The organism is Limosilactobacillus equigenerosi DSM 18793 = JCM 14505 (assembly GCF_001311375.1).
GTDB lineage: Bacteria > Bacillota > Bacilli > Lactobacillales > Lactobacillaceae > Limosilactobacillus > Limosilactobacillus equigenerosi.
This window is the reverse complement of sequence record NZ_BBAS01000002.1, coordinates 47,722-72,465: the sequence shown is the minus strand read 5'-3', so window position 1 is coordinate 72,465 and position 24,744 is coordinate 47,722. Positions and strand designations below refer to the sequence as shown.

The 24,744-nt window shown below is 45.3% G+C and carries 22 protein-coding genes and 5 pseudogenes; 25 read left to right on the top strand and 2 right to left on the bottom strand.

From position 1 onward, the window contains the following. Positions 1 to 94: 94 nt before the first annotated feature. The 5 genes and pseudogenes from JCM14505_RS01930 to rpoC all read left to right on the top strand — a co-directional run bounded on the left by JCM14505_RS01930 (position 95) and on the right by rpoC (position 11,169). Positions 95 to 577, top strand: coding sequence for a CtsR family transcriptional regulator (locus JCM14505_RS01930; RefSeq protein ID WP_054652500.1), 483 nt, complete (start codon positions 95 to 97; stop codon positions 575 to 577). An 11-nt stretch (positions 578 to 588) separates the two neighbouring features. Further along, positions 589 to 3,081, top strand: coding sequence for an ATP-dependent Clp protease ATP-binding subunit (locus JCM14505_RS01925; protein ID WP_054652498.1), 2,493 nt, complete (start codon positions 589 to 591; stop codon positions 3,079 to 3,081). After that, complete coding sequence (locus tag JCM14505_RS01920) at positions 3,078 to 3,668, top strand: TetR/AcrR family transcriptional regulator (RefSeq protein ID WP_054652496.1); 591 nt, start codon at positions 3,078 to 3,080, stop codon at positions 3,666 to 3,668. Before JCM14505_RS01925 ends, JCM14505_RS01920 begins: the two co-directional genes overlap by 4 nt. A 217-nt stretch (positions 3,669 to 3,885) precedes the next feature. Continuing rightward, positions 3,886 to 7,474 (top strand): annotated as a pseudogene (rpoB, locus tag JCM14505_RS01915) (DNA-directed RNA polymerase subunit beta). Positions 7,475 to 7,514: 40 nt separating this feature from the next. Beyond that, positions 7,515 to 11,169, top strand: a pseudogene (gene rpoC, locus JCM14505_RS01910) (DNA-directed RNA polymerase subunit beta'). A gap of 59 nt (positions 11,170 to 11,228) precedes the next feature. On the opposite strand, the gene JCM14505_RS01905 reads toward rpoC, so the two are convergent. Continuing rightward, positions 11,229 to 11,957 (bottom strand): gamma-glutamyl-gamma-aminobutyrate hydrolase family protein, encoded by a 729-nt coding sequence (locus JCM14505_RS01905; RefSeq protein ID WP_054652494.1) that lies wholly within the window; start codon positions 11,955 to 11,957, stop codon positions 11,229 to 11,231. A gap of 143 nt (positions 11,958 to 12,100) precedes the next feature. Here JCM14505_RS01905 and JCM14505_RS01900 point away from each other — a divergent pair, with 143 nt between their 5' ends. Then, positions 12,101 to 12,982: a hypothetical protein gene (locus JCM14505_RS01900; RefSeq protein WP_054652492.1), complete on the top strand. Its 882-nt coding sequence runs from the start codon at positions 12,101 to 12,103 to the stop codon at positions 12,980 to 12,982. Between the two features lie 253 nt (positions 12,983 to 13,235). On the opposite strand, the gene JCM14505_RS01890 is transcribed toward JCM14505_RS01900, so the two are convergent. Next, the gene (locus JCM14505_RS01890; RefSeq protein ID WP_054652488.1) at positions 13,236 to 13,895 is read right to left on the bottom strand and encodes a prepilin peptidase; all 660 of its coding nucleotides are present in this window, start codon (positions 13,893 to 13,895) and stop codon (positions 13,236 to 13,238) included. Between the two features lie 241 nt (positions 13,896 to 14,136). Between JCM14505_RS01890 and rpsL the strand changes: the two genes are divergently transcribed. The 19 genes and pseudogenes from rpsL (at position 14,137) to rpsH (ending at position 24,736) form a co-directional block, all read left to right on the top strand. Then, a complete protein-coding gene (gene rpsL / locus JCM14505_RS01885) occupies positions 14,137 to 14,550 on the top strand; it encodes a 30S ribosomal protein S12 (RefSeq protein WP_054652486.1) in 414 nt (137 codons plus the stop codon). Positions 14,551 to 14,567: 17 nt separating this feature from the next. After that, positions 14,568 to 15,038, top strand: a complete 471-nt coding sequence (gene rpsG / locus JCM14505_RS01880; protein WP_054652484.1) for a 30S ribosomal protein S7 — start codon at positions 14,568 to 14,570, stop codon at positions 15,036 to 15,038. 127 nt (positions 15,039 to 15,165) lie between these two features. Continuing rightward, positions 15,166 to 17,252 (top strand): annotated as a pseudogene (gene fusA, locus JCM14505_RS01875) (elongation factor G). A 384-nt stretch (positions 17,253 to 17,636) separates the two neighbouring features. Further along, positions 17,637 to 17,965: pseudogene (gene rpsJ / locus JCM14505_RS01870) on the top strand (30S ribosomal protein S10). Positions 17,966 to 18,016: 51 nt separating this feature from the next. Further along, positions 18,017 to 18,679: a 50S ribosomal protein L3 gene (gene rplC / locus JCM14505_RS01865; protein ID WP_054652482.1), complete on the top strand. Its 663-nt coding sequence runs from the start codon at positions 18,017 to 18,019 to the stop codon at positions 18,677 to 18,679. Between the two features lie 21 nt (positions 18,680 to 18,700). Further along, complete coding sequence (gene rplD / locus JCM14505_RS01860; protein ID WP_054652480.1) at positions 18,701 to 19,324, top strand: 50S ribosomal protein L4; 624 nt, start codon at positions 18,701 to 18,703, stop codon at positions 19,322 to 19,324. Beyond that, a pseudogene (rplW, locus tag JCM14505_RS01855) lies at positions 19,324 to 19,616 on the top strand (50S ribosomal protein L23). Before rplD ends, rplW begins: the two are co-directional and overlap by 1 nt. A 26-nt stretch (positions 19,617 to 19,642) precedes the next feature. Beyond that, positions 19,643 to 20,488 carry a 50S ribosomal protein L2 gene (rplB, locus tag JCM14505_RS01850; protein ID WP_054652478.1) on the top strand — a complete coding sequence of 282 codons (846 nt, stop codon included), beginning with the start codon at positions 19,643 to 19,645 and terminating at the stop codon, positions 20,486 to 20,488. Between the two features lie 42 nt (positions 20,489 to 20,530). Continuing rightward, a complete protein-coding gene (rpsS, locus tag JCM14505_RS01845) occupies positions 20,531 to 20,812 on the top strand; it encodes a 30S ribosomal protein S19 (RefSeq protein WP_054652476.1) in 282 nt (93 codons plus the stop codon). 20 nt (positions 20,813 to 20,832) lie between these two features. After that, on the top strand, positions 20,833 to 21,180 hold the full coding sequence (gene rplV, locus JCM14505_RS01840; RefSeq protein ID WP_054652474.1) for a 50S ribosomal protein L22: 348 nt from the start codon (positions 20,833 to 20,835) through the stop codon (positions 21,178 to 21,180). A 12-nt stretch (positions 21,181 to 21,192) separates the two neighbouring features. After that, on the top strand, positions 21,193 to 21,840 hold the full coding sequence (gene rpsC / locus JCM14505_RS01835) for a 30S ribosomal protein S3 (RefSeq protein ID WP_054652472.1): 648 nt from the start codon (positions 21,193 to 21,195) through the stop codon (positions 21,838 to 21,840). Between the two features lie 14 nt (positions 21,841 to 21,854). Beyond that, positions 21,855 to 22,286: a 50S ribosomal protein L16 gene (rplP, locus tag JCM14505_RS01830; RefSeq protein WP_054652470.1), complete on the top strand. Its 432-nt coding sequence runs from the start codon at positions 21,855 to 21,857 to the stop codon at positions 22,284 to 22,286. Then, the gene (gene rpmC, locus JCM14505_RS01825; RefSeq protein ID WP_054652468.1) at positions 22,276 to 22,482 is read left to right on the top strand and encodes a 50S ribosomal protein L29; all 207 of its coding nucleotides are present in this window, start codon (positions 22,276 to 22,278) and stop codon (positions 22,480 to 22,482) included. The genes rplP and rpmC overlap by 11 nt, the downstream gene beginning before the upstream one ends. Positions 22,483 to 22,506: 24 nt before the next feature. Then, the gene (gene rpsQ, locus JCM14505_RS01820; protein WP_054652466.1) at positions 22,507 to 22,773 is read left to right on the top strand and encodes a 30S ribosomal protein S17; all 267 of its coding nucleotides are present in this window, start codon (positions 22,507 to 22,509) and stop codon (positions 22,771 to 22,773) included. 58 nt (positions 22,774 to 22,831) lie between these two features. Next, positions 22,832 to 23,200: a 50S ribosomal protein L14 gene (gene rplN / locus JCM14505_RS01815; protein ID WP_054652464.1), complete on the top strand. Its 369-nt coding sequence runs from the start codon at positions 22,832 to 22,834 to the stop codon at positions 23,198 to 23,200. Between the two features lie 24 nt (positions 23,201 to 23,224). Beyond that, positions 23,225 to 23,533: a 50S ribosomal protein L24 gene (rplX, locus tag JCM14505_RS01810; protein ID WP_054652462.1), complete on the top strand. Its 309-nt coding sequence runs from the start codon at positions 23,225 to 23,227 to the stop codon at positions 23,531 to 23,533. Between the two features lie 28 nt (positions 23,534 to 23,561). Continuing rightward, the gene (gene rplE / locus JCM14505_RS01805) at positions 23,562 to 24,104 is read left to right on the top strand and encodes a 50S ribosomal protein L5 (RefSeq protein ID WP_054652460.1); all 543 of its coding nucleotides are present in this window, start codon (positions 23,562 to 23,564) and stop codon (positions 24,102 to 24,104) included. A gap of 15 nt (positions 24,105 to 24,119) precedes the next feature. Beyond that, positions 24,120 to 24,305, top strand: a complete 186-nt coding sequence (locus JCM14505_RS08560) for a type Z 30S ribosomal protein S14 (protein WP_082405584.1) — start codon at positions 24,120 to 24,122, stop codon at positions 24,303 to 24,305. 32 nt (positions 24,306 to 24,337) lie between these two features. After that, positions 24,338 to 24,736 (top strand): 30S ribosomal protein S8, encoded by a 399-nt coding sequence (rpsH, locus tag JCM14505_RS01800; RefSeq protein WP_054652458.1) that lies wholly within the window; start codon positions 24,338 to 24,340, stop codon positions 24,734 to 24,736. Positions 24,737 to 24,744: the final 8 nt, after the last annotated feature.

Genomic DNA, 24,744 nt, shown 5'->3' with positions numbered 1-24,744 from the left:
GTGCTCGTTAGTCGCTAAACCTGCGACAACGGGCGCTTTTGTTTTATTTGCAAGGTCTCCTATGGTACAATAATGGTCAATAAAAGTCAGAAGAATGGAGGTTGAATCATGGAAGAAAAAAAGTATGTCCGATATTATTGAGCAATATTTGAAATCCGTGTTAGGTGAATCGCCAACGGTTGAAATTCGACGCTCAGAAATTGCGGATCATTTTGATGTCGTGCCTTCGCAAATTAATTATGTGATTAAAACTCGTTTTACCCCCCAACGAGGTTACTTAGTTGAAAGTAAACGTGGTGGTGGTGGTTACATTCGGATTGAACGGGTCAGTTTGTTAGATGATGTTGATATTTTGGATACCTTATTAAAAGGGATTGGCGATTTATTGACGGAACGAGATGCGACGGCAATGATTCAGACGTTATATCAAGAAAAAGTTGTAACGAAGCGTGAAGGTAACTTAATGCTAATGATGATTGATGAGCAAACGTTAGCGATGAGTGATCGTTATGCGCGGCAACGGTTACGGGCGCATGTAATGAAGATGTTGCTAAATCGCTTGCGGTATGAAGGATAAGAGGTAGCGGAATGGAAGAGAATTTGTATACCCCAAGTGCCTTAAATGTCTTGGCAATTGCCCAGGAACAGGCACATTTGTTTCGGCATCAAGTGCTAGGAACGGAACATTTATTATTGGCCCTAAGTATGGAAGAAACTGGAATTGCTGCGCATGCGTTTGAACGCTGGGGGGTAATGAGCGCTGATATTCGTGAAGCGATTGAACAAATTACCGGTTATGGGCGCGAACTAGTTGCTAATGGGGTACAGTTACCTAATTCACCTAAGCTCCGATCAGTTTTGCGGGTGGCCCAAGAATTAGCGAGTCGCCTGCAAAGTGAGCAAGTCGGCACGGAACATTTATTACTCGCGTTGTTAGCCGAAGATGAAATTTTGTCATCCCGGATTCTCTATGATTTAGGAATTGATTTAAAAGAAGCGCGCCAAGACTTGTTAAAACGGTTGGGAATTAGTGAACGGTTGTTACGTAAGCGAAATGCGCAGGCTAAACGAGCTCAACAAGAGGCGGTGCAAGGAACGCCAACGCTTGATAAAATTGGTCGTGATTTAACACTCCAAGCGACGGAACACGGGATGGACCCGGTGATTGGGCGGGAGCTAGAAATTCAACGGACGTTGCAAATTTTGAGTCGGCGGACGAAAAATAACCCAGTCTTAGTTGGGGAACCCGGAGTTGGTAAAACGGCGATTGTTGAAGGGATTGCTGCTAAATTGGCGGCGAATGAAGTTCCGACAACATTACAAAATTACCGGTTGGTTGCCTTAGAAATGGGATCATTAGTTGCTGGTACAAAATTTCGGGGTGAATTTGAAGATCGGTTACAAAAGATTTTGCGTGAAGTTCGTCAAGATGGCAAAGTGATTTTATTTATTGATGAGTTGCACACGATGATTGGAGCTGGTGGGGCTGAGGGGGCAATTGATGCCTCTAATTTATTGAAACCAGTTTTGGCACGCGGTGAAGTGCAGGTGATTGGGGCGACCACGCTTGAAGAATACCGCAAGTACATTGAAAAGGATGCGGCGCTTGAACGGCGTTTCTCGCAAGTTCGGGTTGATGAACCGGATGGGTCGGCGACGTTACGGATTTTGCAAGGGGTTCGCTCACAATATGAACAATATCATCAAGTTGGATTGCCAGATGATACGTTACAAGCGGCCGTTGATTTAGCAACGCGGTATCTACCGGATCGATTTATGCCGGATAAAGCGTTGGATTTAATCGATGAAGCAGCAGCTGCGACGCGGTTGGACCACGTGCAACCGCAAGTTAAGCAACCGAGCGCGACAGATAGTTTGGCTGAAGTGCAAGTTGCGAAAGAAGCAGCAATTTTGGCGCAAGATTTCGATCGGGCGGCCTCATTACGGCGGGAAGAATTAGCTTTAAAGGCGCAGTTAGAAGTAAATTCAGCCTCGGAACCAACCGCTTCAATGGCAACGGTTGATTATGAATTGCAAGTTACTCCGGCGGCGGTGGCAAAGGTTGTGGCGGCTTGGACCGGGATTCCGGTTGGTAAGTTGACCCAGCAAGCGAAACAACGGCTGTTACGGTTGGATAAAACGTTGCATCAGCGGGTGATTGGGCAAGATCAAGCGGTCGTAGCGATTGCGGATGCCTTACGTCGCAGTCAAAGTGGTTTAAGAAATCCGAACCGGCCGATTGGCTCGTTTATGTTCCTAGGACCAACGGGGGTTGGAAAAACGGAATTAGCCAAAGCGTTAGCGGCCGAAGTGTTTGGTGATGAACAAGCGATGATTCGGCTTGATATGTCAGAATACATGGAACGTTATAGCACCAGTCGCTTGGTTGGGTCCGCCCCAGGATATGTTGGCTACGAAGAAGGGGGCCAATTAACCAAGCAAGTGCGGCGTCAGCCGTATTCAGTGGTCTTGTTTGATGAGGTTGAAAAAGCAAATCCGGAAGTCTTTAATTTGTTGTTACAAGTTTTAGATGATGGGTTCTTAACGGATGCCCAAGGGCGGAAGGTTGACTTTAGTCATACAATCATTATCATGACCTCGAACCTTGGGGCAACAGTGTTACAAGATCAGAAAACAGTTGGGTTTGCAGGAGCTGGTTCCACGGATGACCAAGCAATGGAAAAAGTGATTCGGGAACAAGTTAAATTACATTTTAAGCCCGAATTCATTAACCGGTTAGATGAGTTAATTGTGTTCAAGCACTTAACGCCAGCTGAATTACGGCAAATTGTAAAGTTATTGGCACGACAATTAACATCGCGATTAGCGGACCTTGGGGTAACGGTGAAATTTACTCCGGCGGCCTTAGATGTAATTGCTAACGATGGTTATAACCGCCAATATGGGGCCCGACCATTACGGCGATCATTGCAAACGTTAGTAGAAAATTCGTTGAGTAAATTGTTGCTAAGTAACGCGTTGCAAACGGGGGATCAATTGACGATTGGTGCTAAACGGGGGCAACTGGACTTTAAGGTGAATGGGATTGTACAAACAGCTGAATTGGAGGTGACACGGTGAAACGAGAAACTCAACGAGATTTAACCCATAAGCGAATTTTGACTACGGCAACGAAGCTCTTTTTAAATCGTGGGTATAATTTGACGTCGACGCGTGATATTGCGGTTGAAATTGGGATTACGCAACCAGCACTTTACCATCACTTTGCAGACAAAGAAGCGTTGTTTTTAGAAGTGATGAATGATTACGGGCAACAAGTTCGGGAGCGATTACAACAGATTGCAAGCGAAAACGATCCGGCGTTGTTGACGCAATTTGAAAAGGTTACAGATTTGATGTTAGAGATGCATCCACAAAGTATCTACTCGATTTACTTAGAAGCGCGGGATCAATTATCATTGAGTGCACAACGAAAACTCGATTTAGCAATGACGGTTAATTATCTGCGCCCGTTAGCGGTCTTTTTTGAACGGGCGGGGAGTCAATTGCGGCCTGATGTACGACCGCAAGAAGCGGCTGAAATCTACTTGTCGATGATGACGCCGTTTTATGGAACGGTCCATTTGTTAGGGGGAAATGCAGTTTCCAGTGCGCAACGAAAAACCATCTTGTTAGATGTCTTAATTAATGGGATGAAACAACGTTAAATCGTTGACAAATCAATTAAAACACAGTATCATTATTTAGTATGTAATTCAGGACTCAGTGAGGGCTGTGATCTATTGTCCATAGCCTTCTTTATACGAAATCCAAAGACAGTCACCGGCTGTTTTTGGCTTTTTTTGCTTAAAATGCAGTCATTTTGAAAAATGTAATCAAAATGTAACATTCTAAGTGCTGGGTCTAAGCAACAAACTTAGAGAGGTGAACAGTTTGGCTGGACATTTAGTTAACTACGGAAAACACCGGACACGGCGGAGTTACTCTCGGATTAAGGAAGTTTTGGAATTACCAAACTTAATCGAAATCCAAAGTGATTCTTACAAGTGGTTCATGGAAAGTGGTTTACGCGAAATGTTTAACGACATTATGCCAATTGATGATTTCCAAGGGAAGTTATCATTGGAATTCGTGGATTACCAACTTTTAGAACCTAAGTATACGGTGGCTGAAGCGCGTGAACACGACGCAAATTACTCCGCACCATTACACGTAACGTTGCGGTTGACGAACCATGAAACAGGTGAAATTAAATCTCAAGACGTCTTCTTTGGTGATTTCCCATTAATGACGGAACAAGGGACGTTTATTATTAACGGGGCTGAACGGGTAATTGTTTCTCAATTAGTTCGTTCCCCAGGGGTTTACTTTAGCCAAGAAGCTGATAAGAACGGACGGCCAAACTTCGGTTCCAACTTCATTCCAAACCGGGGTGCTTGGTTGGAATACGAAACGGATGCCAAGGGAATTTCTTATGTACGGATTGACCGGACGCGGAAATTACCAATTACGGAATTAATTCGGGCGCTTGGATTTGGTTCTGACGATGAAATCATCGACATGTTAGGGAACCAAAGTGAATCCTTGAACGCGACGGTTGATAAGGATGTCCACAAGGAACCAGAAGATTCACGGGTCGAAGAAGCCTTAAAGGATATTTATGAACGGCTTCGTCCAGGGGAACCAAAGACGGCTGATTCAGCACGGAACCTCTTAACGACGCGGTTCTTTGATCCTAAGCGTTACGACATGGCCCCGGTTGGTCGTTACAAGACGAACAAGAAGTTGAAGATGAAGTACCGTTTATTAGGATTGACGTTAGCGGAAACGTTAGCTGATCCGGAAACGGGTGAAATCTTGGCAAACAAGGGTGATGTGGTTACGAAGGAAGTCTTGAAGACGTTGGAACCTGCGTTAGAAAACGACGAATTCAAGATGATTACGTATACGCCATCTGACGAAGCAGTGGTGACGGAACCAGTTCAATTACAAAAGATTTTGGTTTACGCTCCAAACGATCCAGAAAAGGTTGTGCCAGTGGTTTCTAATGGAAACATCGACTTAGAAACGAAGCACATTTTACCAGCTGATATCATTGCGTCGATTAACTACTTCTTGAACTTACAAGAAGGGATTGGTTCAACCGATGATATCGACCACTTGGGTAACCGGCGGATCCGTTCGGTGGGTGAATTACTCCAAAACCAATTCCGGATTGGGTTAGCACGGATGGAACGGGTGGTTCGTGAACGGATGTCAATTCAAGACATTAACACGGTAACGCCACAACAATTAATTAACATTCGCCCAGTGGTTGCTTCAATTCGGGAATTCTTTGGTTCATCACAATTGTCTCAATTCATGGATCAAACGAACCCATTAGGTGAATTAACGCATAAGCGGAGGTTATCTGCCCTTGGTCCTGGTGGTTTAACGCGGGACCGGGCCGGTTATGAAGTTCGGGACGTGCACTACACGCACTACGGTCGGATGTGTCCAATTGAAACGCCGGAAGGTCCTAACATTGGGTTAATCAACTCCCTTTCTTCATACGCACGGGTTAACAAGTACGGATTCATTGAAACTCCATACCGGCGGGTTTCATGGGAAACGCACAAGGTTACGGATACGATTGATTACTTAACGGCCGATGAAGAAGATAACTACATCATTGCCCAAGCCAACACGAAGTTGAACGATGATGGTTCTTTTGCTGACGCAACAATCTTAGTGCGTGACAAGGAAGACTCAATTGAAACGACGGCGGAAAACGTTGATTACATGGACGTTTCACCAAAGCAAGTAGTTTCGGTTGCCGCCGCATGTATTCCATTCTTGGAAAACGATGACTCCAACCGGGCCCTCATGGGTGCCAACATGCAACGGCAAGCGGTGCCATTAGTAAATCCTCACGCTCCATTAATCGGGACGGGGATTGAATACAAGGCCGCGCATGACTCAGGGGTGGCTTTAATTGCTAAGCACGCCGGGGAAGTTGAATATGTTGACGCTAAGGAAGTTCGGGTACGGCAAGAAGATGGTTCATTAGATACTTACAAGCTAATGAAGTTCCGTCGTTCTAACGGTGGTAAGAACTACAACCAACGGCCAATTGTTAAGGTCGGCGAACATGTTGATGCCGATGACGTCTTAGCGGATGGTCCATCAATGGAACAAGGGGAATTAGCCCTTGGTCAAAACCCATTAATTGCCTTCATGACTTGGCAAGGTTACAACTTCGAAGATGCCATTGCCATCAACGAACGCTTAGTGAAGGATGATGTTTACACGTCAATTCACATTGAATCATTTGAATCTGAAGCGCGGGAAACGAAGCTTGGACCAGAAGAAATGACGCGGGAAATTCCAAACGTTGGGGCTGACGCCTTACGTGACCTTGACGAACATGGGATTATCCGGGTTGGGGCCGAAGTTAACGATGGTGACATCTTAGTTGGTAAGGTAACGCCAAAGGGGGTTACGGAATTATCAGCCGAAGAACGGCTCTTACATGCCATCTTTGGTGAAAAGTCACGTGAAGTCCGGGATACATCATTACGAGTTCCACACGGTGGTGGCGGGATCGTCCAAGACGTGAAGATCTTTACCCGTGAAAATGGTGATGAATTATCACCAGGGGTTGACATGATGGTCCGGGTTTACATCGCCCAAAAGCGGAAGATCCAAGTTGGTGATAAGATGGCCGGTCGGCACGGGAACAAGGGGACGGTTTCAATCGTTGTTCCTGAAGAAGATATGCCATACATGCCAGACGGTACGCCAATCGACATTATGTTGAGTCCAATGGGGGTTCCATCCCGGATGAACATCGGTCAAGTGATCGAACTTCACCTTGGGATGGCCGCTCGCGAATTAGGGATTCACATTGCCACGCCAGTCTTTGACGGGGCCACGGATGCTGACGTTTGGGAAGCAATTGAAGAAGCTGGATTACCAGCAGACGGTAAGACGATCCTTTACGATGGTCGGACTGGGGAACCATTTGAACAACGGGTTTCTGTTGGGGTCATGCACTACTTGAAGTTAGCGCACATGGTCGACGACAAGATTCACGCTCGTTCAATTGGACCTTACTCATTAGTTACGCAACAACCACTTGGTGGGAAAGCCCAATTTGGGGGCCAACGGTTCGGTGAAATGGAAGTTTGGGCTTGAAGCTTACGGGGCTGCCTACACGTTGCAAGAAATCTTAACGTACAAGTCTGATGATGTGGTTGGTCGGGTTAACACTTACGAAGCCATTATCAATGGGGAACAAATTCCAAAGCCAGGGGTGCCAGAATCATTCCGCGTGCTTGTAAAGGAATTACAATCTCTTGGGTTAGACATGCGCGTCTTAGATAGCAACCGGCAAGAAATCGAACTTAAGAACATGGATGAAGACGTGAAGGACTTGCGGAAGATGGCGCATCAAGCACCTGAAAACGCAGACCAATCAACTGAACCAGCAACCACAGCGGTGGAAGCAACGGATGAAGTAACGCCTAACTAACCTTTGTTGGTGGTTGTGATTGAAATAGGAGGATTATCCTTTGATTGATGTCAATAATTTTGAAAGTATGGAGATTGGCTTAGCCGCTCCTAATAAGATCCGTAGTTGGTCTTTCGGGGAAGTTAAGAAGCCAGAAACAATCAATTACCGGACGTTAAAGCCGGAAAAAGATGGGCTTTTTGATGAACGAATCTTCGGGCCAACGAAGGACTACGAATGTGCTTGTGGTAAGTACAAGCGGCAACGTTTCAAGGGCCGTGTTTGTGACCGATGTGGAGTTGAAGTTACCAGCTCCAAGGTTCGTCGGGAACGGATGGGTCATATTGAATTAGCAGCCCCAGTTACGCACATTTGGTACTTTAAGGGGATTCCAAGCCGGATGGGGTTAGTCTTAGATATGAGCCCACGGTCATTGGAAGAAGTAATCTACTTTGCATCATACGTGGTGGTTGATGCAGGTGATACGCCATTAGAAAAGAAGCAATTATTATCAGAAGCTGATTACCGTGAAAAGAAAGCGGAATACGGCGACCGGTTTGAAGCCAAATGGGGGCTGAAGCTATCAAGCGCTTATTAGAAGACGTTGACCTTGAAAAGGAAACGGCGGAATTAAAGGCGGTCTTGAAAGAAGCAACTGGTCAAAAGCGGACGCGGGCCGTACGGCGGTTGGATATCTTAGAAGCCTTCTTAAAGGCGGGGAACAACCCAGCGTGGATGGTAATGGATGTCTTACCGGTCATGCCACCTGATTTACGGCCAATGGTGCAACTTGAAGGTGGGCGGTTCGCAACGTCTGACTTGAACGATTTATACCGGCGGGTTATTAACCGGAACAACCGGTTAAAGCGGTTATTAGAAATTAACGCCCCTGGAATCATCGTCCAAAACGAAAAGCGGATGTTACAAGAAGCGGCCGATGCCTTAATTGATAACGGTCGTCGTGGTCGTCCGGTTACGGGTCCAGGTAACCGGCCATTGAAGTCCCTTTCCCACTTATTGAAGGGGAAGCAAGGTCGGTTCCGTCAAAACTTACTTGGGAAGCGGGTTGACTACTCTGGTCGTTCCGTTATTGATGTTGGTCCATCTATGAAGATGAACCAAATGGGTCTCCCAGTACCAATGGCGATGGAATTATTCAAGCCATTTATTATTCACGAATTAACGAAGCGGGAATTGGTTAACAATCCTAAGGCGCGCGCCGGATGATTGATAACCGGGACGAAGTGGTCTTTGATGTCTTAGAAGATGTCATTAAGGAACACCCAGTGCTCTTGAACCGGGCCCCTACGTTACACCGGCTTGGGATTCAAGCCTTTGAACCAATCTTGGTTTCTGGGAAGGCAATGCGGTTACACCCATTAGTTTGTGCGGCCTACAACGCCGACTTCGACGGGGACCAAATGGCCATCCACGTGCCACTTTCTGCGGAAGCACAAGCCGAAGCACGGTTATTAATGTTAGCTGCCCACCACATCTTGAGTCCACGGGATGGAGAACCAATCGTGGCACCTTCTCAAGATATGGTTATCGGTAACTACTACATGACCATTGAAGATAAGGCCCGTGAAGGTGAAGGGATGATCTTCAAGGATCTGAACGAAGCCATGTTAGCCTACAAGAATGGTTATGTTTCATTACAAACGCGGGTTGGGGTGCAAACGTCATCCTACCCTAACAAGCCATTTACGGATGAACAACGTGGTCGGATTATGGTAACGAGTGTTGGGAAGTTATTCTTCAACAACATCATGCCTGAAGATTACGTTTACATTAACGAACCCACGATGGACAACTTGACGAATGGTGTGCCTGATAAGTATTTCTTAGACAAGGGTGAAGATATTCACGATTACCTTGAAAATACGCCAGTGGTTGCGCCATTTAAGGTTGGTTTCTTGTCTAGCATCATTGCTGAAGTTTACAAGAAGTACAAGGTTACGGTCACGTCACAATTACTTGATGACATGAAGGACCTTGGTTACTACGAATCAACGATTTCTGGGGTTACGGTTGGGATTACCGACGTGACTGACTTGAAGGAAAAGCCAGGTATTATTGAAGAAGCCCACAAGCAAGTGGCCTTAATCACGAAGCAATTCCGGCGTGGTTTGATTACGGATAGTGAACGTTACGACCGGGTGATCGGAGTTTGGAATGATGCCAAGGACGCCGTGCAAGACAAGCTGATTGAACACATGGATATCCATAACCCAATCAACATGATGTCTGACTCTGGGGCGCGTGGTAACATTTCTAACTTTACGCAATTAGCCGGGATGCGTGGTTTGATGGCCTCACCATCTGGTAAGATCATGGAATTACCAGTTATCTCTAACTTCCGGGAAGGTTTATCTGTCTTGGAAATGTTCCTCTCCTCACACGGGGCGCGGAAAGGGATGACGGATACGGCCCTCAAGACGGCCAACTCTGGTTACTTAACGCGGCGGTTAGTTGATGTTTCCCAAGACGTAATTGTCCGGGAAGAAGACTGTGGTACGGATCGTGGATTAGACGTAACCGCGATTACGAACGGCGACGAAATGATTGAACCGCTTTACGATCGGGTTCTGGGTCGTTACACGATGAAGTCAGTCTTTGATCCACAAACGGGTGAAAAGATTGTTGATAAGAATGTCTTGGTTGATGAAGCTATGGCACAAGCCATTGTGGATGCGGGCGTTGAAAAGGTAACGATTCGGACGGCCTTCACTTGTAACACGGACCACGGGGTTTGTGAACGTTGTTACGGACGTAACGCTGCCACGGGTGATCAAGTTGAAGCCGGTGAAGCAATCGGGACGGTGGCTGCTCAATCAATCGGGGAACCAGGTACGCAATTGACGTTACGGAACTTCCACACTGGTGGGGTTGCTGGTAACGACGATATTACCCAAGGGCTTCCACGGATCGTCGAAATTGTGGAAGCACGGAATCCTAAAGGGAAGGCCGTTATCTCTGAAGTTACGGGGACAATTGTTTCGATTGAAGAAAACCCAGCTGACCAAACGAAGGATGTCACGGTTAAGGGTGACGCTGATACGCGGACGTACACGTTACCAATGGCTACACGGATGAAGGTGGCTGAAGGTGACGAAATCCGCCGTGGTTTCCCATTAAACGAAGGTTCAGTTGATCCGAAGGAATTAATTCGGGTTCGCGACGTTCTTTCAACGGAAACGTACATGTTAGCTGAAATCCAAAAGGTTTACCGGATGCAAGGGATTGACTTGCTTGATAAGCACGTTGAAATCATGGTTCGGCAAATGATCCGTAAGGTGCGGGTCATGGATCCAGGTGACACGGACGTCTTACCAGGTCAATTAATGGATATTAACCAATTCCGGGATGCTAACTACAAGACGTTAGTTGAAGGTGGTGTACCAGCTACCGCTCGGCCAGTTATCCTTGGGATTACGAAGGCGGCCTTGGAAACAAACAGTTTCTTATCCGCCGCTTCCTTCCAAGAAACGACGCGGGTGCTTACGGATGCTGCTATCCGGGGCAAGAACGATCCGTTGGTTGGGCTCAAGGAAAACGTTATTATCGGGAAGATTATTCCAGCCGGGACTGGGATGGGAACTTACCGTGGTATCAAGCCGCGTGAAGTTAGCGTCCGGACTCCGGAACCTGGCTACGAAGTAACACCAGCTACTTCAATCCGGGAAATGGAAACCCAACTAAATGACGAACAATAATTTATAATAAAAGGCGTGATGACCGATTTGGTCATCACGCCTTTTTGCATCGTAGCCTATTAATGCGTACGAGCACTACGTTCAATTAAGTTTTTGAAGAGTAATTGAGATTCTTCATTATGCTTATACATATTTTCAGGATGCCATTGGACGGCTAAAATTTGATCGGAATCAACACTTTCAATTGCTTCGACGACTTGGTCATCGGCCCAGGCGCTGACTTTTAAACTAGGCGCCACTTGTTTGACGGCTTGGTGATGACGTGAGTTGACATAAACGCGGTCACCGACAATTTCAGCCAGGCGACTATCATTAGCAACATTTGCATGATGAGTTGGTAAATTTCCAGGTGCAAGTTGCGAATGCTTTAATTTGGCATCGGGGTTCTCAGATAAATCTTGGTACAAGGTTCCGCCGAGGCCGGCATTAATGAGTTGTAAGCCGCGACAAATGCCCATGACTGGTTTTCCGGCGGCTACGGTCGCTTTGAGTAATGCCATTTCAAATAAATCACGTTTCCGGAAGGTTTCACCGAGTTCATAGTGAGGCTCCTCACCGTAAAACGTTGGATCGACATCAAAGCCCCCCAGCAATAAGAGTCCGTCAAATAAGTCAACGTAATCTTGAGCACTTTCAGCGGCCACGGTTGGCAAGATAAGTGGGGTTCCGCCAGATTTAGTAATTGCTTGAATGGCAGGATCTGGTGAGAAGGCGGCATTTCGAAGGTTAATAATGTCAGTTGCTTGGGTGAAGGTATCCGCTGGCATTGCAATGATTGGTTTTTTCATATGATAAGACTCCCCTATGATAATAATTAATAACGTTAAGTTAAGCGAGATGAAAGGGGACTGTCAATCGTTTTAATGAGAAATTGATGAGAGTTAGAGCCGCAAGCGAGAATATGATAAGCTATGAGGGGAGGAAAAAAAAGATGCAGAAGTTTGAATTTGAAGTGCCTGATGACGTGGCACGACGATTAACCAATGAAACAGTGGAAGTTGAATTACAACCGGATGAATTGGTGATGCGCTCCCAAGCGGCGACTAAATTAGTCCCCGTAATTAAAATTTGGTGGTATTTACTACCAGCGGTTTTGTTAGGAAGTTTAATTTTTGCGCAACAGTTAGCTACTGGGGTTGAACAAATTCCATTACTGGGGCGGGGAAATTCGATTGGAAATATGGTCACCGTATTAGGAAGTTTATGCAGCTGGGTGATTTTTATTGGAGCTTTTATTGCCCAAAAACGTCATCATCAAGCCGGAGCCCGGCAATTTACTTGGCGGATGTTTATTCCGGTAGCAATTGCGGTGGGGATTGTATTAATGGTGACGGAATTTACGATTTTCTGGACCATTGATCAAATGTTTGTTGGAGCGCAGTTTGATATTTACACGAGTATCATTTTAATTACGGTCTGCTTTGCGATAATGAATTATATGATGATTAACCTCGGCTTAACAATTTCGCCGGCGATTATGATCAATTTGATGACAATTATGATGCTTGGTGGAGTGGTCCTGTCAATGTTAACGAATGGGAATCGTGATTGGTGGCGCCATAATTTTAGTTATTTAGGAACCCAACGAAGCGGGGCCGCTTGGCAATTTAATTTAACGCTGATTTTAACTGGGTTGTTAATGATGGCGTTAACTGATTACTTATTTGTTAATTTGCGCCATCGCTTTCCGACCAAGGGTGTCTTGTTAACGCGGATGTTAATGTATTTTGAAGCAACCTGCTTAATGGGGGTAGCTTATTCCCGAATAATGACCGGTTTCATTGGCTCCATGACCAAATTGCGATGTGGTTAGTGTATGGATTACTGTTAATTATTATTGTAATTCGCTGGAGTATGCCGATGCTTGGTCATCAATTCATTCATTTATCCGATGCTATCGGGGGAGTAATGGCAATCGAGTACATTGGTTTTCAGTATATCCATTATTTATCCCTAACAGCTTTTGAATTATTGTCGTTCGGCTTGGCGTTAGCTTGGATTTTAGTGTTTTTTTTCAAAATTTAGAATCATTGATTGATCCACTGCCCGCATCATTTATGACGCATTTAAAACCCGTTCCAATAACTGAGTTCAATCAGACATCCAATGAGTAAACTGGGAACAAAGGGGACCGGTTGATGTTGCCAGATTTTGGGGTGGAGCAAAATTAAGCTACAAGCGATGAGTAAAATAACGGCGGTCTGGAGTAAGCCACGGCACCAAAGTAAAATTCCAAATAGCCACAGATCGCCACTGCCCAGCCAGTGGCGTTTTTTGATGGTAATTAATAGGATTGTTAGTCCAATACTGCCGATTATTAATTCAAATTTTGGATATGGCCAAGGAGGGATGAAAAGGAGCCCAATTAACCAGCGCAAATCAATCCACTGTCCATAATAGTCAGTCGTGGCTAAAATTAACGCACTGGTCGTTAAAAAAATCAATTGTGCCATGGCTAGCTGTGCATGTAATAAAAACCAAAGGTAACCAGTTAAGAGTTCACCAATCGTGGAATATGGATCAATCGGGGTTTGACAGTATCGACAACGCCCCCGTTGGAAGAGGTAGCCTAGGAGGGGAAGTAATTGCCACCAAGTTAGTGGATGGTAACACCAATCACAGTGTGAGCGACGAGTAACGTCAGTGGGGTGAAAGATGGTTCGTTGCGTCCAGGTAATGATAAATGATGCCCAGATTGGACCAAATAAATAGTAAATCGTAATCATATTGTGCCTCCTAGTCAATAAATACCCGAAAAATTGGTTAAAAAACCAAAGAATTATTGACATTGGCCCGGGCAACGTGTTAATTTATTAAAGGTGCTTTAAGCAGCGGCGTGTCTGTCGGTTGGCAGATGAAAGTCTGGCGGCCGAAAGCACGAAAAATTAAATATCATCCAGCACTTTTTTTATTCACAAAAAAGAACCGCCTGGATGTGTGGACTTAAAATTCAGGAAGGGGAACATTATGCCTACTATTAACCAATTGGTTCGTAAGGGTCGTAAGAGCCACAAGGGTAAGTCAAAGTCACCTGCTCTTGGTTACGTATACAACACTTTCAAGAAGGAAGAAATTAAGACGCCATCTCCACAAAAGCGTGGGGTTGCTACCCGTGTTGGGACGATGACGCCAAAGAAGCCTAACTCAGCTTTACGGAAGTACGCCCGTGTGCGTCTTTCTAACTTAATCGAAGTTACGGCTTACATTCCAGGGATTGGTCACAACCTTCAAGAACACTCAGTTGTCTTGATTCGTGGGGGCCGTGTAAAGGATTTACCTGGGGTTCGTTACCACATCATCCGTGGTACGCTTGATACTGCCGGTGTTGATGGCCGGATGCAAAGCCGTTCTAAGTACGGTGCTAAGAAGCCTAAGAAGTAAGAAGGAGGAATTGAGTAATGCCACGTAAGGGACACATTGCAAAGCCAGAAGTATTACCAGATCCAATTTACAACTCCAAGTTGGTAACGAGTTTAATCAACCACTTGATGTTGGATGGTAAGCGGGGAACTGCTTCTAAGATTCTCTACCAAGCCCTTGACCTTGTTAAGGAACAAACTGGTAACGATGCTTTAGAAGTCTTTGAACAAGCGATGGAAAACATCATGCCTGCACTTGAAGTTAAGGCACGTCGGATTGGTGGTTCTAACTACCAAGTTCCAATCGAAGTTCGCCCAGATCGTCAACGGACGTTGGCACTTCGTTGGTTAGTTCAATTCGCTCGGCTTCGTGGAGAACACACGATGGTTGAACGTCTTGCTAACGAAATCATTGATGCATCAAACAACCTTGGTGCTTCAATCAAGAAGAAGGAAGATACGTTACGGATGGCTGAAGCCAACCGTGCCTTCGCTCACTACCGCTGGTAATCAGCGTTTAGCGAGCTAATCGCGACGTATTTTACGCAAGAGGGGACGGCGCTAGCTGGCGCACGCCCCTTTTATCAAATAACTACTAAATTTATTTAACCAATATGGAAGGAGAACTTTTTTTAAGATGGCTAACAAGCGTGAATATCCTCTTGAAAAAACTCGTAACATTGGGATCATGGCTCACATCGATGCCGGTAAGACCACTGCTACGGAACGGATTCTTTACTACACGGGTAAGATTCACAAGATTGGTGAAACTCATGATGGGGCTTCACAAATGGACTGGATGGAACAAGAACAAGAACGTGGGATCACGATCACGTCTGCTGCTACCACAGCCGTTTGGAAGGAACACCGGATTAACATCATCGATACCCCAGGGCACGTTGACTTCACGGTCGAAGTTGAACGTTCACTTCGGGTGCTTGATGGTGCCGTAACGGTGCTTGATGCCCAAGCCGGGGTTGAACCACAAACGGAAACGGTTTGGCGTCAAGCTGACGACTTTAACGTGCCACGGATTGTCTTCGCTAACAAGATGGACAAGATGGGGGCTAACTTCGACTACACGGTTGAAACGTTGAAGGATCGTCTTAACGTTACTCCATTACCAATCCAATTACCAATTGGGGCCGAAGATGAATTTATGGGACTCGTTGACTTGGTAACGATGCAAGCTTACCTTTACGATCACGATGACCAAGGTTCAACTTGGGACACGGTTGAAATTCCAGCCGACTTAAAGGACGAAGCTGAAGCTCGTCATGATGCAATGATTGAAACGTTAGCTGATGTTAACGATGACATCATGGCTAAGTACCTTGAAGGGGAAGAAATTTCCGTTGAAGAAATCAAGGCTGCCATTCGTCAAGCTACGTTGGACCAAACTTTATTCCCTGTTTTAGCAGGTTCTGCTTACAAGGATAAGGGGATCCAAATGATGCTTGATGCCGTGCTTGACTACTTACCATCACCTCTTGATGTTAAGCCATTCATCGCTACGGACGAAGACGGTAACGAAATCGAACTTACGGCCGGTGATGACAAGCCATTCGCTGCCCTTGCCTTCAAGATTGCTACTGACCCATTCGTTGGTCGGTTAACGTTCTTACGGGTTTACTCCGGGACGCTTGAATCTGGTTCATACGTTCTTAACGCTACGAAGGGTAAGCGTGAACGGGTTGGTCGTTTGCTTCAAATGCACTCAAACCAACAAAAGGAAATCCCAGAAGTCTTCTCTGGTGATATCGCCGCTGCCATTGGGCTTAAGAACACGACGACTGGGGACTCATTAACGGACCCAGATCAACCACTTTCACTTGAATCAATGGAATTCCCAGAACCAGTTATCCAAGTGTCTGTTGAACCTAAGTCTAAGGGTGACCAAGACAAGATGGACAAGGGTCTTCAAAAGTTAGCTGAAGAAGATCCAACGTTCAAGGCTGAAACGAACCCTGAAACTGGTGAAACGTTAATCGCCGGGATGGGTGAATTGCACCTTGATATCATTGTTGACCGTCTTCGTCGTGAATTTAACGCCGAAGTAACGTTGGTAAGCCACAAGTTTCATACCGTGAAGCTCTTACGAAGACGGTACAAGCTCAAGGTAAGTTTGTTCGTCAATCTGGTGGTAAGGGTCAATACGGGGATGTTTGGATTGAATTTACGCCACTTGAAGAAGGGGCTGGATTCCAATTCGAAGATGCCATTGTCGGTGGGGTTGTTCCTCGTGAATACATTCCAGCCGTTGAACAAGGGCTTAAGGAAGCGATGGAAAACGGTGTGCTTGCCGGCTACCCATTAGTTGACTTGAAGGCTAAGTTATACGATGGTAGTTACCACGAAGTCGACTCATCTGAAGCCGCCTTCAAGGTTGCTGCATCCTTAGCCCTTAAGAACGCTGCTCCTAAGGGTGGTGCAACGATCCTTGAACCAATCATGAAGGTTGACATCGTTGCTCCTGAAGATAACCTTGGGGATGTTATGGGTCACGTGACGGCTCGTCGTGGTAGCATCGACGGGATGGAAGAACGTGGGAACGCACAACTTGTCCACGCCTATGTTCCGCTTTCCGAAATGTTCGGATACGCTACGACGCTTCGTTCAGCTACGCAAGGTCGTGGGACGTTCTCAATGACGTTTGACCACTACTCAGCTGTGCCTAAGTCAATTCAAGAAGAAATCATTGAAAAGAACGGTGGTAACAACTAATCTAAGTTGTTAATCGTTAATGGAAGTCATGATCAACATTTTGGTCATGACTTCTTTTTTTTGTATATTGGGTAAAATTTGCGGAAATAATGGGAGGTATGACATTAAAAATACATAAAATTTGTAAAAAAATTCAATGAAAACCTTTTCGAGTTGTTGTAACAAAATTGTAAATAAAAACTCGGGTAAAAATCGTTAAAACCCTTGATATAACAGGGAATATCATGTATTATATTAAAAGTGCCGTGAGGAAAATCAGGGTGAAAACACTGATAAATCAAGGTTTCATGGCATGAGGCGATGAAGTGGAAGGTTGCGACACACCCGGCCGCTTTGCCACGGATGTGACGGTAATTTCTATGGAGCCAGTCATATTTTCTAAAATTGACGAAGGAGGAAAGAAAATGGCAAACCAAAAAAATTCGGATTCGTTTAAAGGCCTACGAACACGGTGTCTTAGATGATTCAGCAACGAAGATTGTTGAAACTGCTAAGCGGACTGGTGCTCAAATCTCAGGTCCAATTCCGTTACCTACTGAACGTACTTTATACACGGTGATTCGTTCACCACACAAGTTCAAGAAGTCACGGGAACAATTTGAAATTCGGACGCACAAGCGTTTGATCGATATCGTTGATCCTACGCCTAAGACGGTTGACTCATTAATGAAGCTCGACTTGCTTCTGGTGTTGACATCGAAATCAAGCTTTAATTTTTGAATTTAAAATTCAAACCAAAAAATATTTAAAATGGAGGTGTACTCATGACCAAAGGAATCTTAGGTAAAAAGGTCGGTATGACTCAAATCTTCACTGACAACGGCGAATTGGTTCCAGTTACTGTTATCGAAGTAACGCCAAACGTCGTAATGCAAATCAAGACCATGGAAAACGATGGCTACGAAGCTGTTCAACTTGGTTTTGCTGACAAGCGTGAAGCATTGAGCAACAAGGCTGAACAAGGTCATGCTACAAAAGCAAATACGACTCCTAAGCGCTTCATCGCAGAAATCCGCGACGCTGAATTAGGAGATGACGTAAAAGTTGGGGACGAAATCAAGGCGGATCTCTTCGCAGAAGGTGAAACTGTTGATGTAACGGGTGTCACTAAGGGTCATGGTTACCAAGGTAACATTCACAAGGATGGTCAACGTCGTGGACCTATGGGTCACGGTTCTCGTTACCACCGTCGTCCTGGTTCTCTTGGGGCCGTTATTAACCACGTCTTCAAGGGTAAGAAGCTCCCAGGTCGGATGGGTAACAACACGCGGACGATGCAACACTTACGGGTTGTCCGGGTTGACCTTGAAAACAACGCCTTGTTAGTTAAGGGTAACGTTCCAGGTGCCAACAAGTCATTTGTTGTCATCAAGGACTCAGTTAAGGCTAACACGAAGAAGAGCCTTAGCAAGCAAAAGAACAAATAATTAGGAAGGAGGAAGTAATCAATGACTAGCGTTGCATTATACAACCAAGATGGTAGCCAAAACGGTACTGTTGAATTAAACGACAGCATCTTTGCTATCGAAGTAAACGAAAACGCCGAATTTGAAGCAATCTTACGTCAACGTGCTTCAATGCGGCAAGGTACGCACGCCGTTAAGAACCGTTCTGCGGTTCGCGGTGGTGGTAAGAAGCCTTGGCGTCAAAAGGGTACTGGTCGTGCCCGTCAAGGTTCTATCCGCGCCCCACAATTCCGTGGTGGTGGGATTGTCTTCGGACCTACGCCTCGTTCATACAACTACGCACTTCCACGGAAGGTTCGTCAATTAGCTATTAAGTCTGCTTTAACTCAAAAGGTTAACGCTGAAAGCTTTGTAGTAGTTGATTCAATCAACTTTGACGCACCAAAGACGAAGGAATTCGCTGGTGTTATGAACAACTTGAACGTAAACGAAAAGACTTTAGTTGTTGTAACTGACAATGACAAGAACGCACAACTTTCAGCTCGTAACTTACCTAACACGACGGTTGTTACGCCTGCTGGTGTTAACATCTTAAATGTTGTTGACGCACAAAAGATTGTGATCACGAAGTCTGCTCTTTCTCAAGTAGAGGAGGTGCTCGCATAATGGAAGCACGCGACATTATTTTACGCCCGGTTATCACGGAAGCATCTGCTGCTTGATGGACCAAAAGCGTTACACGTTTGATGTTGATTTACGCGCAACGAAGACTAATGTTAAGAACGCCGTTGAAGAAATCTTTGGTGTTCAAGTTGCCAAGGTAAACATCATGAATGTTAAGGGTAAGCAAAAGCGCCAAGGTCGTTACGTGGGTTACACGAAGCGTCGTCGTAAGGCCATCGTTACGCTTACTGCTGATTCAAAAGAAATTAAGTTATTCGGTGACGATAACGAATAAATCTTAAAAGATAGGAGGAAACAAACGTGGGAATTCGTACATACAAAGGAACCACTAATGGTCGCCGTAACATGAACGGTTACGACTTCGCTGAAATCACGAAGTCAACGCCTGAAAAGACTTTATTGGCACCATTAAAGCACAAGGCTGGTCGTAACAACTCTGGTCGCATGACTGTTCGCCACCGTGGTGGTGGGACGAAGCGTCAATACCGGATTATCGACTTTAAGCGGATTAAGGATAATGTACCTGCAACGGTTAAGGCTATCGAATACGATCCAAACCGTACGGCAAACATTGCTTTATTAGTTTACGCTGATGGTCAAAAGTCATACATCTTAGCTCCAAAGGGGTTAAAGGTTGGAATGACGGTTCAATCTGGTCCAGAAGCTGATATCAAGGTTGGTAACGCATTACCATTGAAGAACATTCCAGTTGGTACTGTTATTCACAACATTGAATTGAAGCCAGGAAAGGGTGGTCAATTAACCCGTTCTGCTGGTACTTCAGCTCAATTACTTGGTAAGGAAGAAAAGTACGTCTTAGTTCGTCTTTCATCTGGTGAAGTTCGGATGATCTTAGCTACTTGTCGTGCAACGATCGGGGCTATCGGGAATGATGAACACGGTCTGATCAAGATTGGTAAGGCCGGTCGGAAGCGTTACACTGGTCAACGTCCTCACGTTCGTGGTTCTGTTATGAACCCTAACGATCACCCACACGGGGGTGGGGAAGGTAAGGCACCTGTTGGTTTACCATCACCACTTTCACCATGGGGTAAGAAGACTGTTGGTAAGAAGACCCGTTCACACAAGGCACGTTCAAACAAGTTCATTGTTCGTGGCCGGAAGCGTGGTCCACACACTCGTTAATAATATTCATTATTCTATATATACCCGAGAGGAGGTACACAAATGGGTCGTAGTTTAAAGAAGGGACCTTTCGCCGACGCTCACCTTTTAAAGAAGGTTGAAGCACAAGCTGATAGCGAAAAGAAGACGGTTATCAAGACGTGGTCTCGTCGTTCAACCATTTACCCAAGTTTCATTGGTTACACTTTCGCTGTTTATGATGGTCGGAAGCACGTACCAGTTTATGTTCAAGAAGACATGGTAGGTCACAAGCTTGGTGAATTCGTACCAACGCGGACTTTCCACGGTCACGCTGCTGATGACAAGAAGACTGGTAAGAAGTAATAAATAGGAGGAATTAAGACATGGCTGAAAACATCACTTCAGCTAAGGCAACTGCCAAGATGGTCCGGGTATCATCACGGAAGGTGCGGTTAGTCTTAGATACTATCCGTAACAAGTCAGTTGCTGAAGCATTTGCTATTCTGAAGTTCACTCCAAATGGTGCAGCTTCAGACATCGAAAAAGTATTAAAGTCTGCTGTCGCTAATGCTGAAAACAATTTTGATTTGGATCCAGCATCATTGGTTGTTAGCGAATGTTTTGCTAACGAAGGACCTACGCTTAAGCGTTTCCGTCCTCGGGCAAAGGGTTCTGCTTCCCCAATTAACAAGCGGACGAGCCACATTACTGTTGTGGTAACAGAAAAGTAGGAGGGACGAATAGTGGGTCAAAAAGTAAATCCAACTGGTTTCCGTGTTGGGGTCATCCGCGACTGGACTGCTAAGTGGTATGCTGACAAGGATTACGCCGCATACTTAGCAGAAGACCTCCGGATCCGTGAATACATTGAAAAGCGGCTTGCTGACGCCTCTGTTTCCACTGTTGAAATTGAACGTGCCGCTAACCGCGTGAACGTTTCAATTCACACTGCCAAGCCAGGGATGGTTATTGGTAAGGGTGGTTCAGAAGTTGAAGCACTCCGTAAGGAATTAAACGCACTTACTGGTAAGCGCGTACACATCAACGTTGTTGAAATCAAGAAGCCTGATTTAGAAGCTCACTTGGTTGGTGAAAGCGTTGCTGAACAATTAGAAAACCGGGTTGCCTTCCGTCGGGCAATGCGTGGTGCTATGCAACGGGCAATGCGTGCCGGTGCAAAGGGGATCAAGATCCAAGTTGCCGGTCGTTTGAACGGGGCAGATATGTCACGTATCGAATCATACTCTGACGGTACGGTTCCATTACATACTTTACGTGCTGATATTGACTACTCATGGGACGAAGCTCACACGACTTACGGTGTGCTTGGTATCAAGACTTGGATCTACCGTGGGGAAGTTTTACCAGCTAAGAAGAATTCTAAGGATTAAGGAGGGAGATATACATGTTAGTACCAAAGCGTGTTAAGCACCGTAAGGTTCAACGTGGCCACATGCGTGGTGAAGCCAAGGGTGGCAAGACCGTTTCATTCGGTGAATTTGGTTTACAAGCGCTTGATTCACACTGGATCAGCAACCGTCAAATCGAAGCTGCTCGTATCGCTATGACTCGTCACATGAAGCGTGGTGGTAAGGTTTGGATTAAGATCTTCCCTCACCACTCATACACTAGCAAAGGTGTCGGTGTTCGGATGGGTAACGGTAAGGGTGCTCCTGAAGGTTGGGTAGCCCCAGTTAAGCGTGGTAAGGTTATGTTTGAAGTTGCCGGCGTTTCAGAAGAAGTCGCTCGTGAAGCTTTACGCCTTGCCGGTCAAAAGTTGCCAGTTCGCACTAAGATTTTAGTACGTGAGGAAGGTGGACAATCTAATGAAGACTAAAGATTTTGTAAAAGAACTTAATGGATTAACCACTGAACAATTGCAAAACCGGGAAAAGGAACTGAAGGAACAATTGTTTAACTTACGTTTCCAATTAGCAACCGGGCAATTGGAAAACACTGCAAGCCTTAAGACTCTTCGTAAGGACATTGCACGGGTTAAGACAGTGCTTCGCCAACAAGAATTAAACAAATAACGAATACGAAAAGGAGGATTACGCATGAGTGAAGAACGTAATGCACGTAAGGTTTACACTGGTCGTGTTGTGTCTGACAAGATGGACAAGACGATTACGGTCGTTGTTGACACATACAAGAGTGACCCAATTTACGGCAAGCGTGTGAAGTACTCAAAGAAGTTCTACGCACACGATGAAAACAACGAAGCTCAAAGCGGTGACATGGTTCAAATCATGGAAACGCGGCCATTATCAGCTAAGAAGCGCTTCCGCTTAGTGAAGATCGTTGAAAAGGCCATTGTGCTTTAATACTAAATCTAAATTCGTATTCTAATTAATATTTATTGATGGAAGGAGGACACTAACCGTGATTCAACAAGAAAGTCGGTTAAAAGTCGCAGATAACTCTGGTGCCCGTGAACTCTTGGTAATTAAGATTTTGGGTGGTTCCCGTGTTAAGACTGGTAACATCGGTGACATCATCGTTGCTACTGTTAAGCAAGCAACACCAGGTGGCGTTGTTAAAAAGGGTGACGTTGTGAAGGCTGTTGTTGTTCGGACGAAGCATGGTTTACACCGTGCTGATGGTTCATACATCAAGTTCGACGAAAACGCAGCGGTTCTTATCAACAACGACAAGAGCCCTAAGGGTACGCGGATCTTCGGACCAATTGCCCGTGAATTACGTGGTGATGATTACATGAAGATCATCTCACTTGCCCCAGAAGTTCTTTAATACCGATAATAAGGAGGTACACACATGTTCTTAAAAACAGGTGACAAAGTTCGCGTTATTGCCGGTAAGAACAAGGGTCAAGAAGGTACGATCAAGAAGACTCTTGCTAGCGAAAACCGGGTTATCGTGGAAGGTGTTAACATTGTTAAGAAGCACCAAAAGCCTAGCAGCTTAAACCCTAACGGTGGGATTTTAGACCAAGAAGCACCAATTCATGCTTCAAACGTTATGTTGCTTGACCCTAAGACGAACGAACCAACGCGTGTCAGCTTCAAGGTTGTAGATGACAAGAAGGTTCGGATTGCTAAGAAGTCTGGCGAACAAATCGATTAATTTTTAGAGAAAGGAGGAATTGCTACTCATGGAAAACCGTATGAAGGAAATGTACGTTAATGAAGTACGTCCAGCATTGATTGAAAAGTTTAACTACAGCTCAGTAATGGCTGCTCCAAAGATCGAAAAGATCGTGTTAAACATGGGGGTTGGGGACGCTGTTTCTAACTCAAAGAACCTTGATGAAGCCGTTGAAGAATTGGCCTTGATTTCTGGTCAAAAGCCTTTAATTACGAAGGCTAAGAAGTCAATCGCCGGTTTCCGTCTTCGGGAAGGTATGTCAATCGGGGCTAAGGTTACGCTTCGTGGTGAACGCATGTACGACTTCTTAGACAAGTTGATCAATGTTTCATTACCACGGGTTCGTGACTTCCGCGGTGTAAGTAACAAGGCCTTTGACGGTCGTGGTAACTATACGCTCGGGATTCGGGAACAATTAATCTTCCCTGAAATTAACTATGATAATGTTAAGCGGGTTCGTGGTTTAGATGTTGTTATTGTTACAACGGCTAACACTGATGAAGAATCTCACGAATTATTGGCACAATTAGGGATGCCATTCGCTAAGTAATAGGAGGTCCACACATTGGCTAAGAAATCATTAATTGCTAAGAACAAGCGTCCGGCCAAGTTCTCTTCACAAGAATACACACGTTGTGAACGTTGTGGCCGTCCGCACTCAGTTTACCGGAAGTTCAAGCTTTGCCGTCTCTGCTTACGAGACTTGGCACACAAGGGTCAAATTCCTGGTATGAAGAAGGCTAGTTGGTAAACTTAATCCACGTTAAAGGAGGAAATACATAGATGTCTATGAGCGATCCAATTGCAGATTTTCTTACGCGGATTCGTAACGCCAACATGGCGCACCACGAAACGGTAGAAGCACCTGCATCAAAGATGAAGAAGGACATTGCTGAAATCTTAAAGAATGAAGGTTTCATCCGCGATGTTGAATATATTGAAGATAACAAGCAAGGCATCATCCGCGTCTTCTTGAAGTACGGTAAGGATGGCGAACGTGTCATCTCCGGCTTAAAGCGGATCTCAAAGCCTGGTCTTCGTTCATACGTTAAGTCAGATGCTGTGCCTAAGGTCTTAAACGGTTTAGGGATTGCTATCATCTCAACTTCTAACGGGGTTGTGACTGACAAGCAAGCTCGGGCCCAAAAGGTCGGTGGCGAAGTTATCGCTTACGTTTGGTAATAAATAAA

Coding starts and splice junctions, on each gene's coding strand:
- JCM14505_RS01930 (WP_054652500.1), top strand. CDS start 95: ATGGAGGTTGAATCATGGAAGAAAAAAAGTATGTCCGATATTATTGAG.
- JCM14505_RS01925 (WP_054652498.1), top strand. CDS start 589: ATGGAAGAGAATTTGTATACCCCAAGTGCCTTAAATGTCTTGGCAATT.
- JCM14505_RS01905 (WP_054652494.1), bottom strand. CDS start 11,957: ATGAAAAAACCAATCATTGCAATGCCAGCGGATACCTTCACCCAAGCA.
- JCM14505_RS01900 (WP_054652492.1), top strand. CDS start 12,101: ATGCAGAAGTTTGAATTTGAAGTGCCTGATGACGTGGCACGACGATTA.
- JCM14505_RS01890 (WP_054652488.1), bottom strand. CDS start 13,895: ATGATTACGATTTACTATTTATTTGGTCCAATCTGGGCATCATTTATC.
- rpsL (WP_054652486.1), top strand. CDS start 14,137: ATGCCTACTATTAACCAATTGGTTCGTAAGGGTCGTAAGAGCCACAAG.
- rpsG (WP_054652484.1), top strand. CDS start 14,568: ATGCCACGTAAGGGACACATTGCAAAGCCAGAAGTATTACCAGATCCA.
- rplC (WP_054652482.1), top strand. CDS start 18,017: ATGACCAAAGGAATCTTAGGTAAAAAGGTCGGTATGACTCAAATCTTC.
- rplD (WP_054652480.1), top strand. CDS start 18,701: ATGACTAGCGTTGCATTATACAACCAAGATGGTAGCCAAAACGGTACT.
- rpsS (WP_054652476.1), top strand. CDS start 20,531: ATGGGTCGTAGTTTAAAGAAGGGACCTTTCGCCGACGCTCACCTTTTA.
- rplV (WP_054652474.1), top strand. CDS start 20,833: ATGGCTGAAAACATCACTTCAGCTAAGGCAACTGCCAAGATGGTCCGG.
- rplP (WP_054652470.1), top strand. CDS start 21,855: ATGTTAGTACCAAAGCGTGTTAAGCACCGTAAGGTTCAACGTGGCCAC.
- rpmC (WP_054652468.1), top strand. CDS start 22,276: ATGAAGACTAAAGATTTTGTAAAAGAACTTAATGGATTAACCACTGAA.
- rpsQ (WP_054652466.1), top strand. CDS start 22,507: ATGAGTGAAGAACGTAATGCACGTAAGGTTTACACTGGTCGTGTTGTG.
- rplX (WP_054652462.1), top strand. CDS start 23,225: ATGTTCTTAAAAACAGGTGACAAAGTTCGCGTTATTGCCGGTAAGAAC.
- rplE (WP_054652460.1), top strand. CDS start 23,562: ATGGAAAACCGTATGAAGGAAATGTACGTTAATGAAGTACGTCCAGCA.
- rpsH (WP_054652458.1), top strand. CDS start 24,338: ATGTCTATGAGCGATCCAATTGCAGATTTTCTTACGCGGATTCGTAAC.